Raw genomic sequence first — 11,345 nt, forward strand, 5'->3', positions numbered from 1 at the left:
GTTCATGTCGGTTTGATTTGGCCCAACCCCGTCAGCGTGGTCCTCAGTCGTATTCGTTGCGAGTGAGGAGGGCCAGTTGGGGTCGCGGGTGGAGTTGTATTCGGAGATCCGGCGCGCTGCGCGGGTCGAGGGCCTGTCGGTTAATGCGTTGGCGAAACGGTTCCGGGTGCACAGGCGCACGGTCCGGCAGGCGTTGGCGTCCCCGGTTCCGCCGGAGCGGAAGACGCCTCAGCGGCGGGCTCCGAAGCTCGAGCTGTTCAAGCCGGTGATCGATGACTGGTTGCGGGAGAACCTCACCGCGCCGAAGAAGCAGTGGATGACCGCGACCCGGATGCACGCGCGTTTGCTTGACGAGCATGGGGCGGATGTCTCGTATGCCGCGGTGCGCGACTATGTCGCCAAGCGCCGGCGGGAGATCCTGGTCGAGGCGGGTCGGGTTCCGGTGGTATTCATCCCGCAGCTGCACGCGCCCGGGGCGGAGGCCGAGGTCGATTTCGGTGAGGTCTGGGTGATCCTCGCCGGGGTGAAGACGAAGTGCCACATGTTCACGTTCCGGCTCTCCCACTCTGGGAAGGCGATCCACCGGGTCTACTCGACACAGTCGCAGGAAGCGTTCCTGGAAGGGCATATCGACGCGTTCGAGGAGATCGGCGGAGTCCCGGCCCTGCACATCAAATACGACAACCTGACCTCCGCGGTCACCGCGGTGCTCCATGGCCGGGATCGGGCGCGGATCGAGAATGACCGGTGGGTGCTGTTCCGTTCGCATTACGGGTTCGATGCGTTTTACTGCCAGCCCGGCATCGACGGCGCGCACGAGAAAGGCGGCGTCGAGGGCGAGGTCGGCCGGTTCCGCCGCACCTGGCTGTCCCCGATGCCCGAGGTCGACACTCTCGCCGAACTGAACGCCATGATCCGCCGCTGGGATGTTCGTGATGAGGATCGCCGCATAAACCAGCGACGCACGAAGGTCGGCGACGACTTCCAGGTTGAGCAGCCGCTGCTGCGGCCGTTGCCGACCGAGCGTTTCGATCCGGGGCTGGTGCTGCACCCGCGCGTCGACAGGTCGGGTCTGGTCACAGTTCGGATGGCGAAGTACTCCGTCCCCGCTCGGCTGATCGGACGCCAGGTCCGCGTCTCGCTGCGCGCCTCGGAGGTCGTCATCTTCGATGGCCGCGAGGAGGCCTGCCGTCATGAGCGGGTCGTCGCCCGCGGCGGGGAATCGATCGTGTTGGATCACTACCTCGAGGTCCTCCGTCACAAGCCCGGCGCGCTACCCGGGTCCACCGCTCTCGCTGCGGCCAGGCAGGCCGGGGTCTTCACCGCGGCGCATGAGGCGTTCTGGCAGGAGACGCGGAAGGTCAACGGCGACGCCGCAGGCACCAGGGAGCTCATTGAGGTGCTGCTCCTGCATCGAAGCATGCGCACTTCGGACGTGATCGCGGGGATCAGGGCAGCGCTCAGCGTCGGCGCGGTCACCGCTGACGTCGTCGCGGTCGAAGCACGTCTGCACGCAGGAGGGGCCACGTTGCACCGACATCCCGTTGCTCACGAGAACACCGGTGAGCAACGCGTTATCAGTCTCACCCAGCGCCGCCTCCGCGACCCCGCCGCGGTGATCGCAGGACTCCCACCCGACCGGCGTCCGTTGCCGACCGTCACGCAATACGACCAGCTCCTGCGACGCCGCGCCCAGACCACCGAAAGAGAAGGAACGACAGATACATGAGCACCAGAACCACCGTGACCACGACGCTGCGCCGCCAGCGCGGGATGACCGAGGAAGCCGCTGCGGCCGCCGTCGACCAAGCCTGCAGGAGGCTCCGGTTGCCCACGATTCGCGCGGTCATGGATGAAGCGATCCGCGTCGCCGAACACGAGCAGCTCTCCTACCAAGGATTCCTCGCCGAACTGCTCCTCGCCGAATGCGACGACCGCGACCGCCGCTCCACCGTCCGCAGAGTCGCGTCCGCCGGCTTCCCTCGGCAGAAATGGCTCGGGGACTTCGACTATGACGCGAACCCGAACATCAACGCCGCCACGATCCACACCCTCGCCACCGGCGACTGGGTCCGCCGCGGCGACCCGCTCTGCCTCATCGGGGACTCCGGCACCGGCAAGAGCCACCTCCTCATCGGGCTCGGCACCGCGGCCGCGGAGAAGGGCTACCGAGTCAAATACACCCTCGCCACGAAGCTCGTGAACGAACTCGTCGAAGCCGCCGACGAGAAACAGCTCGCGCGGACCATCGCCCGTTACGGCCGCGTCGACTTGCTCTGCATCGACGAGCTCGGCTACATGGAACTCGACCGCCGCGGAGCCGAACTCCTCTTCCAAGTCCTCACCGAACGCGAGGAGAAGAACAGCGTCGCGATCGCATCGAACCAGTCCTTCTCCGGCTGGACTGACACCTTCACCGACCCCAGGCTCTGCGCCGCGATCATCGACCGACTCACCTTCAACGGCACCATCATCGAAACCGGCACCCAGTCTTACCGACTCGCCCACACCCGCTCAGCTACGGCCTGACAGCGGTCGGGAACGTGACGGTCTTACAGCAGTCCGATGAGCACGCCCCCGGCGGCACCGATGATCACGACCGCCCACGGCGGCAGCTTCCAGGAGATCAGGAGCACGAAGCAGATCACTGCGAGGACGAACGGGCCAGGCCCGGTGATGGCGGTGGTGAAAACGGGTGAGTAGAGCGCGGCGGCGAGAATGCCGACCACGGCGGCGTTCGCGCCCCGCATGACCGCCTGCGCCCACGCACGGCGACGGAACGTGTTCCAGAACGGCAACACCCCGACCAGCAACAAGAACCCAGGCAGGAACACCGCGACCAGGGCGATCAGCGCGCCCCAAGTCCCGCCAGGGCCCATGTCGGAGATCGCGCCGAGGTATCCAGCGAAGGTAAACAACGGCCCGGGGACAGCTTGGGCGACACCGTATCCGGCGAGGAACTGCGCATCGGTGACCCAGCCGGGGTCCACCACCCCTGCCTGCAGCAACGGCAGCACGACATGCCCACCGCCGAACACCAGCGCCCCAGCCCGATAGAACGCGTCGAACAACGCCACCCCGCCGGCCCCGGTCGAGGCGACGAGGATCGGGCCGCCGATCAACAGCGCGACGAACGCCACCAGGCTGGCGATGCCCGCGGCTCGTCGGACCGGGAAGTGAAGCATGTCGGGCCGGGCCTCCACGGCGGCACGGCAGAAGATCAGTCCACCGGTGGCGCCGATCAGGATCGCGGCGATCTGCCCGACCGACCCGACCAGGACCATGGTGGTGATCAGGGCGATCACGGCGATCCCGGCGCGAGGCTTGTCGGGGGTGAGGGTTCTCGCCATGCCCCAGACCGCTTGGGCGACGATCGCGACCGCGACGATCTTCAAACCGGTCAGCAGCCCGTCGCCAACCGGACCAGCGAACCAGGCCGCCCCATACGCGAAACCGACCATCAACACCGCAGAGGGCAAGGTGAAGCCCACGAACGCGGCGGCAGCACCCCCAGCACCGGCGCGCAACAGCCCGACACCGAACCCCACCTGGCTGGACGCGGGCCCGGGCAGGAACTGCGACAGCGCGACCAGGTCGGCGTACTCGCGATCGTCCATCCACTTCCGGCGTTCCACGAACTCGGTGCGGAAATAGCCCAAGTGCGCGACCGGCCCACCGAACGATGTCGCTCCCAGTCGCAGGAAAACCAGGAACACCTCCCACACCGAGCTCCGAGCGGTGACCGTCGACGCCTGCGTCATCAATACATCCTGTTCCCGGGGTGAAGAACTCAAAGCCCTCTCTCACGCCGAGCGAAAGCCGCGACCTCAGGATACTGACCAGGAGACAACGCCCTGGGCCAGATCAGAGCGACACCCCTGGGCCAATTCAAGTTGACATAGTCACCTGAGCAGGCGGCGTGCTTGACGGGGCTGCCCGCCGAAGCAGCCGCAGGAGGCGTCATGCCTAATCGCTGCCAACCCACCGCCTGCGGCAATTCCGTCGTCACCGAGGAGCACGCGCCGATCTGGATCGCGGAGGAACGCGACCTCGTCGCGAAGCTGCGCGACCGCAAGATGGCACCACACAATCGCGAACAACTCGAGACAGAGCTTGAGGACGTTCGCCGCATCACGAGGAAGTTCACGGATGCCTGAGATCACTGCCGCGACCGAACGCAAACTGCGCGACGCGATGGAGCGCCTGCTCACCGGCGCGGCGATCTGCACCGACGGACGCCTCATCAAGGAGAACCTCTATCGCGAAGCGGGCGTCAGCCGCGCCACCATGAACCGCGCGACTGAGGTCATGGATGAGTGGGCACGTCGCGTCGACGGGTCCCAGCCGCGAGATCGCGAGATCGAGTCGTTGCGAAGCTCGCTGGCGGATCGTGCAGCCCAGATCAAAGAGCTCCGCGAGCGAGTGAGCAGCCTCGAAGCACAGCTGACGATCGCCGCAACCGCCGTCGCCGAGCTGCACGTCGAGAACCAGTTGCTGCGTGGCGACGACCCGAGCCGCAACATCACTCCGATGAAGCGACCGAATGCGGACCCACGCCGCAGGTGACGGGGGGCTACCTCGTTCGCATCATCGCCACTTCGGAGGTCGTGTGTACGTGGTCGCGCCGACGGTGAAGCTCTCGGGCAGAAGAGCCTGGCGGATCTTGTCGCGACCGATCTGCGACGACGCGGGCATCAGCTGCTTGAGTTCGCTCGAGAACCGCTTGGGTGGGAAGGCGGCGCCGATGAACATGTGCGGGCGGAACTGTTTGGCCGCCCTGACCGCGGGCGCAAGATCGCTGTCGGCGCTGATGATCAGTGCCGAGTCCATCGCGTTCGCAGCGGCGTCGCCCACAAGAGCAACGGCGATGTTGACGTCGGTCTCCTTCTCCTCGTGCACCGTACGCGTTGCGCGACAGTTGAAGCACGTCACGGTCTTCGCTTGATATCGGCCCTGCGTGACGCTGAAGACGTTGGTGTGACGCGCGGCGACGGCTGCCTGATGGTAGGCCTGACGACTGGCCGCGCCCGCATCGCCCAGCACAGGTGCGGTGAAGTACTTCACCGCGACGATGTGGCTGCGTGGACGCAGGCTCTGCGCGAGTGCGACGAAGTCGATCCAGAGCGTGGAGCGTCCGAACTTGTCGTGCATGCCGTGATAGAAGTTGAAGCCGTCGATGTAGACGATGAGGCGCTCGTGCGGTGGTCCAGGAACGGGTGAGGCTGACAACAGACGACTCCATATCGGTGCACGAGGTGATCACCTTCCTACCAGCGATCGTGTGTATAGTGTGGATACACCCCGCCCGGTTGTTCATCCCAACCGTGGCCCGACGCCCTCCCTCGTGGAGGGCGTCTTTGTGTCCGAGCCGGGTCATCGAGCCATCGAGATTGCCATACAGATTAGGCCTTACTGCAGAGGCCTAATCGTGACGCTTGAGGGGTGCCTTCTCCCGCGACCTCGCCTGATGCGTGGGACCACTACGCTCGCGAGCTCGGCCAGAACATCCAGCGGGAGCGAGCGCGTGTCGGGTACAGCCAGGACCGTGTGGCGTACGAGTCCAACCTGAGCCGCTACACGTACCAGAAGCTCGAGAAGGGCGAGTCGAAGCCCGGAACTCCCGCGAATCCGACCGTCAAGACTCTGCTGGCGGTAGCTCAGGTGCTCGACGTTCAGCTCACGGACCTCTTGCCCAGCGCGACGCCCGACCTCACGATCCGCTGAAGCCCTTCTGCGTTGCGGGTGACAGTCCGCGACTACCAAGAGAGGCCTAATCTGTATGGCATTCTGCACTGTATGGGCGCTGCGGAACTCAACCAGGAGTCGTTCGTCATGGCGGTGGAAGATCCCTACCTCACCGCCCTGATCGGAACGATCGAGGAGCCCGCCGGATCCAGCACCGCAGCCCAAGCCGGCAGGTTGACGATCGCATGGTGGGACACACATGGCACTGGGCCGTCGTGCACCGAACTCTTGAACGCGATGTTCACGAGCATCGCGTGGGACGACGTCATCGAAGACTCGGGACGGACACTCCTCGAACGCCGTGAACAGACCGAGCTCATCCAACGCTGGCTGATCAGCTACTGGACCCGACTGGGCGCGATCGCCTTCATCCCCGGACACGACGACGTCGTACGGCCGGGACGAATCTATCCCGAGCCGGAGACTGACTGATCCATCACCGCCTGATAGGTTGGCCGGTTCTACGTCGAGGAGGAAGCATGCGCGAGATCTCAATCGCAGGCCGTACGGTCACGGTCTCGCTCGTCGCGACCACGCACGGCGAGGATGGCGATATCCAGCGCTACCTCGTCGAGGTGTCGGGCTCGGATGCCGCGACCCACCTCTCGATTCTCCGCATGACCAGCGCAGTCGATGCACGCGCAATGGCGTCGGCGATCGAGACCGAGCTCCTGCTCGACTATCCGGGCAGTCGTGACGACGGAGTCCTCCGCGATCCGAGCGTTCGCGCCTGGCGCGACGAGCATCGGACCGCAATCGAGGCCGCTCTCGGTCAGCTGCGTGACGAGATCGCTGGGATGCCGCCGGAGTCGGTCAGCGACCTCGAACGAACGCTGCTTCGCGCCTTCGAAATGGACCCCGACGCCCCGGATCCTCACGATGCGTGAGTACCCGTGGTTCGACTTCAATCAAGTCGACTTCGTGACCTCTGACACCCACTTCAGCCATGCCCGCATCAGCGAGCTCGCCGACCGTCCCTTCTCAACCGTCGCGGAGATGGATGCCGCGCTGATTGGCCGGTGGAACGACGTTGTCGCTCCTGACTCCGTCGTGCTGCACCTGGGAGATCTCGCGCTCGGAGCGATCGCTGAATCCCTTCCGCTCACCGCACACCTGCACGGACGCCGACTTCTCGTCCCCGGCAACCACGACCGCGTCTCGCCCGCGACGCAGTCGAAGAGAGCCATCGAGCGATTCCTGCCCATGTACGAAGCGGCGGGCTGGGAGATCCTCCCGGAGGTCATCGAGGGAACCCGCCACGGGTACAGGATCATCGCCTCGCACTATCCCTACGCGGGCGACAGCCAGCCCACCGATCGTCACACATCACATCGCCCCCGCGGGGATGACGGCATCCCACTTCTCCACGGACACACCCACGCGCGCGACCACGGCCCGAATGGCCATCAGTTCCACGTGGGCGTCGACGCACACGACTTCGCGCCGATCCCGTTCAGCGTGATCGACGCCTGGATCCGCAGCATGCCTGGAATCGAGACACGGCTGCAGACCGCAGTCCGCGAGGCACGGGAAGTCATCGCCGACCTGGACGACACTCCGCCATCGAGCATGGACTTGATGTTCTTCATGCAGGCCTTCGACGAACTTCACATGCACCTCGAAGAACTGCTGGCCGCCGTCGACGACGTCGAGCAAGTCAAAGGCGACGACGGTCAGGGTTCCCGATAGGATCGGCCATACCCGGAAAAATCCGGCTCAATCCGCATGGGGGCGTGAATGTCAGAGCCGTGGCTCTCTGCCGACGACATCGCTGAGCACTTGGGCGTGACCAAAGACACGGTCTACGCCTGGATCTCCGACAAGGGCATGCCGGCGCACAAGGTCGGGCGCCTATGGAAGTTCCAGGCGAGCGAGGTCGACGACTGGGTACGCAAGGGGGATGCCGGATCGCCGGACTGACCCAGCCAGCCGCAATGTCGGCGGCTCGACGTATCCTGATCGACTTGCCATTTTCCAGGGGAGGAACCACGTGGACGCACCTGCGGTGACACTCGCCTCGTTGCGCGCTGGGCAACGCCTGCGCGGCGTCCTGCCCGGGCAGCCGGTGACTCTCGTTGGCGTGACACCGCTGGACGATGCGCTCGTCGAGATCTTCTTCCGCGACGACTCCGGCCGCACCGGCGAACGCACGATCACCGACACGGATGCCGGCAAGCTCGAACTGGTCACCGAACTCGGCAACGCCCCCGCGTTCGACGGCGACCCGGATGAGTTCCGGCTCGCGGCCGAAGCGCTCCGAATCAAGTACGCCGCCCTCTATGACCCAATGGCGGCGGTAAACAGCTCGGACGTCGACCCGCTGCCGCATCAGATCCGCGCCGTGTACGAGGAACTCCTCCCGCGAATCCCGCTGCGGTTCCTGCTTGCCGACGATCCCGGCGCTGGCAAGACGATCATGGCCGGCCTCTACCTCAAGGAGCTCATCCTCCGCGCCGACTGCGAACGGGCACTGATCGTTGCCCCCGGCGGTCTTGTCGAGCAGTGGCGGGAAGAGCTGTCGCAGAAGTTCGATCTCTCGTTCGAGATCTTCAACCGCCAGATGGTCGACGACGCGCAAGGCCGCAACGTGTTCGCCGAGCACCCGTTCCTCATCGCACGAATGGACCAGCTCTCCCGCAGCGACGACCTGATCGAGCAGCTCTCCGACGTCACCTGGGACGCCGTCGTGGTCGACGAGGCGCATCGCATGTCCGCGCACTACTCATCGTGGGCCGGTCAGGTAGACGAGACGAAGCGGTTCCGGCTCGGTCGGCTGCTCGCCGAGACCGCGCACAACTTCCTCCTCATGACCGCGACTCCGCACGCCGGCAAAGAGGAAGACTTCCAGCTGTTCATGTCGCTGCTGGACCGCGACCGGTTCGAGGGCCAGTTCCGCGCCGGCGTACACCGCACTGACACCCGCGGACTGATGCGGCGCATGGTAAAGGAAGAGCTCCTCACCTTCGAGGGCAAGCCTCTGTTCCCCGAGCGGCGCGCCTACACGGTCGAGTACGAGCTCAGCGACCCGGAACGCGAGCTGTACGAGCTGGTCACCGGCTACGTCCGCACCGAGATGGGTCGCGCGGAACGCCTCGCGCAGGCAGGAGACAAGAAGCGCGGCAACAACGTGGGATTCGCGCTCACCGTTCTGCAGCGGCGCCTCGCCTCGAGCCCCGAAGCCATCCTCCGATCACTCGAGCGACGCCAAGTGCGACTCGAAACACGTCTGCGGGAATGGCAGCGCGCGACCGACGAGGCCCGCTACAGCACCTCCATGACAGCAACGATCGAGGAGTGGTCGACCGGCCGTGTCGCACTCGACTTCGAGGACACCTCCTCTTCGGCGCCAAGCTTCAACCCCGACGAGTTCGATGATCTCGATGAAGAGGTCGCGGAAGAAGAACGCGCCCAGTTCGAAGCCCGTGTCGACGAGGTCGTCGATCTCGCCACCGCCGCCGAGTCGATCGGCGAACTCCGCGCGGAGATCGTGATCCTCGAAGACCTCATCCGCGTCGCACGCCGCGTAAGGCTCCTCGACGACGACAAGAAGTGGGTGCAGCTGCGCACCATCCTCGACGACCAGCTCCTCGTCCACGGCGACTCGGGCGAGCCGCGCAAGATCATCATCTTCACCGAACACAAGGACACCCTCGACTACCTGCGGCAGAAGATCACCACGCAACTGGGCCGGCCCGAGTCGGTCATCACTATCCACGGTGGCACCCGCCGCGAAGACCGAAAAGCGGCGCGCGAGCAGTTCACGTACGACCGCAACACCGTGGTTCTCCTGGCGACGGATGCCGCGGGTGAGGGCCTCAACCTGCAGCGTGCGCACCTCATGGTCAACTACGACCTGCCGTGGAACCCGAACCGCATCGAGCAGCGCTTCGGACGCATCCACCGCATCGGCCAGCGCGAGGTGTGCCACCTGTGGAACATGGTCGCGAAAGACACCCGCGAAGGCGACGTATTCGCTCGGTTGCTGTCGAAGATCGACCAGATGTCGATCGCGTACAACGGCAACCTCTTCAACGTGCTCGGCGACGCGGATGCCTTCCAGGAGAAGTCGCTCCGCGAACTGCTGATCGAGGCGATTCGGTACGGCGACGAGCCCGAACGCAAGGCCGAGCTCGACCGCGTCATCGACGCGAGCGTCGCCCACGGGCTAGACACCATGGTCGCCGAACGTGCGCTGCATCCCGAGATGTACTCCTCACTCAACCTCGAAGAGATCCGCGGGCGGATGGAGAAGGCGCGCGAGCGACGCCTGCAGCCCGGCTACATCGCCGCATTCTTCATCCCGGCCTTCGAACGCCTCGGCGGTCGCATCCGCCGGCGCGAGAAGGGCCGATACGAGATCACGCGGGTACCGCAGCGCGTCATCGACATGGCCCGCAGGCTCAACAGGTGGGCGCCCGTGCCGGAACGGTACGAACGAGTTACGTTCGAGACCGCACTCGTTCGCCCTGAGAATCAGACTCAGGCGGCACTCCTCGCCCCCGGCCACCCGCTGCTGCAAGCGGTCATAGACCTCACCATCGAAGACCTGGGGCCGGTACTCAAGCGCGGAACGGTGTTCGTCGACCGACGCGAACAGCAATCCGAGCACACTGCGCTGCTGTACGCGGTCGAGCAGCGCATCCAGAACGCCACCCCCGACGCCGACACCGTGTCGCACCACTTCGACTACCCCGTCCTCGACACCGCAGGCGATGTGACGTTGGCAGCCGCGCCTCCCTACCTCGACTACGACGCACCAGACGCCGCCGAGGCCGATGCAATCGCGGCGGTCCTTGACACCGAATGGTCGAGCAGCGATCACGAACGGTCCATCCGCGCGTGGGCATACCGCGACGGACTCGCCCCCCGTATGGAGGAGCTCAGTGCGCGGATCGCGGTGGACGTCGACCGCACCCGTGTGCAGGTCAAGGAGCGACTGCTCGCCGAGATCAACCATTGGGATCGCGAGCACAACCGCCTAGAAGCTCTCGAACGCGCCGGCACCATTGGCCGCATCCGCGCAGAGGCCGCGCTCCAACGAGCGCGACAGCTCGACGAACGACTCGAGAAGCGGCTCCGCGCGCTCGACGAGAGCACGCAACTCGTCGCGTTGCCCGCGGTCGTCCGTGGATCAGCGCTCGTCGTGCCGAGCCAGCGGCTTTCGACTGACGACGAGGATGCTGCGCCCCAGCTCTTCGCGCGCGCGACCGAACTCGTCGAACGCCGAGCGGTCGAGTCCGTCCTTGCCGCTGAACGTGCACTCGGCCGCACGCCACGCGAGATGGCCCGCAACAACCCCGGCTACGACATCCAGTCCTTCGATCCAGACGGGCGCATTCATTACATCGAGGTGAAGGGGCGGATCGAGGGGTCCGACACGTTCACCATCACGACGAACGAGGTCACCTTCGCGCAGACGCAGGGCGATCGTCACCGGCTCGCGCTTGTCCTCGTCTCGCCGGACGGCGAGGAGCGGGATCGTCTCCGCTACGTCCTCGACGCGTTCACCCACATCGAGCCTTCCGCGACAACCCGTTCATACAACGAGGAGTGGCGCGACTACTGGGACCGGGGAGGACCGCCCCGATGACGAACCCGAG

General features: G+C 65.6%; 12 protein-coding genes. 10 read left to right on the forward strand and 2 right to left on the reverse strand.

Going from position 1 to position 11,345, the window contains the following annotated elements; translation table 11 throughout:
• Positions 1–76 precede the first annotated feature (76 nt).
• Positions 77–1,729, forward strand: coding sequence for an IS21 family transposase (istA, locus tag O1W71_RS14810; protein ID WP_269268602.1), 1,653 nt, complete (start codon positions 77–79; stop codon positions 1,727–1,729).
• Complete coding sequence (istB, locus tag O1W71_RS14815; RefSeq protein WP_269268603.1) at positions 1,726–2,529, forward strand: IS21-like element helper ATPase IstB; 804 nt, start codon at positions 1,726–1,728, stop codon at positions 2,527–2,529. The genes istA and istB overlap by 4 nt, the downstream gene beginning before the upstream one ends.
• A 23-nt stretch (positions 2,530–2,552) precedes the next feature.
• On the opposite strand, the gene chrA is transcribed toward istB, so the two are convergent.
• Complete coding sequence (chrA, locus tag O1W71_RS14820; RefSeq protein ID WP_269268604.1) at positions 2,553–3,761, reverse strand: chromate efflux transporter; 1,209 nt, start codon at positions 3,759–3,761, stop codon at positions 2,553–2,555.
• A 201-nt stretch (positions 3,762–3,962) separates the two neighbouring features.
• Between chrA and O1W71_RS14825 the strand changes: the two genes are divergently transcribed.
• Positions 3,963–4,157 carry a hypothetical protein gene (locus O1W71_RS14825; RefSeq protein WP_269268605.1) on the forward strand — a complete coding sequence of 65 codons (195 nt, stop codon included), beginning with the start codon at positions 3,963–3,965 and terminating at the stop codon, positions 4,155–4,157.
• A complete protein-coding gene (locus tag O1W71_RS14830; RefSeq protein ID WP_269268606.1) occupies positions 4,150–4,566 on the forward strand; it encodes a hypothetical protein in 417 nt (138 codons plus the stop codon). Before O1W71_RS14825 ends, O1W71_RS14830 begins: the two co-directional genes overlap by 8 nt.
• Positions 4,567–4,587: 21 nt before the next feature.
• Here the strand turns inward: O1W71_RS14830 and O1W71_RS14835 are convergent, their stop codons facing one another.
• Complete coding sequence (locus O1W71_RS14835; RefSeq protein ID WP_036295197.1) at positions 4,588–5,229, reverse strand: NYN domain-containing protein; 642 nt, start codon at positions 5,227–5,229, stop codon at positions 4,588–4,590.
• 213 nt (positions 5,230–5,442) lie between these two features.
• Here O1W71_RS14835 and O1W71_RS14840 point away from each other — a divergent pair, with 213 nt between their 5' ends.
• The 6 genes from O1W71_RS14840 to O1W71_RS14865 all read left to right on the forward strand — a co-directional run bounded on the left by O1W71_RS14840 (position 5,443) and on the right by O1W71_RS14865 (position 11,335).
• Entirely contained in the window at positions 5,443–5,724 is a 282-nt protein-coding gene (locus O1W71_RS14840) for a helix-turn-helix domain-containing protein (RefSeq protein WP_269268607.1), read from the forward strand.
• Between the two features lie 72 nt (positions 5,725–5,796).
• The gene (locus O1W71_RS14845) at positions 5,797–6,177 is read left to right on the forward strand and encodes a hypothetical protein (RefSeq protein WP_269268608.1); all 381 of its coding nucleotides are present in this window, start codon (positions 5,797–5,799) and stop codon (positions 6,175–6,177) included.
• Between the two features lie 47 nt (positions 6,178–6,224).
• Positions 6,225–6,632, forward strand: coding sequence for a hypothetical protein (locus O1W71_RS14850; RefSeq protein ID WP_269268609.1), 408 nt, complete (start codon positions 6,225–6,227; stop codon positions 6,630–6,632).
• A complete protein-coding gene (locus tag O1W71_RS14855; RefSeq protein ID WP_269268610.1) occupies positions 6,625–7,434 on the forward strand; it encodes a hypothetical protein in 810 nt (269 codons plus the stop codon). Before O1W71_RS14850 ends, O1W71_RS14855 begins: the two co-directional genes overlap by 8 nt.
• A gap of 48 nt (positions 7,435–7,482) precedes the next feature.
• Positions 7,483–7,665: a helix-turn-helix domain-containing protein gene (locus O1W71_RS14860; RefSeq protein WP_269268611.1), complete on the forward strand. Its 183-nt coding sequence runs from the start codon at positions 7,483–7,485 to the stop codon at positions 7,663–7,665.
• Positions 7,666–7,825: 160 nt separating this feature from the next.
• A complete protein-coding gene (locus O1W71_RS14865) occupies positions 7,826–11,335 on the forward strand; it encodes a helicase-related protein (RefSeq protein ID WP_269268612.1) in 3,510 nt (1,169 codons plus the stop codon).
• Positions 11,336–11,345: the final 10 nt, after the last annotated feature.

Source organism: Microbacterium sp. H37-C3 (genome assembly GCF_027157935.1).
GTDB classification, from domain to species: Bacteria; Actinomycetota; Actinomycetes; order Actinomycetales; family Microbacteriaceae; genus Microbacterium; species Microbacterium plantarum.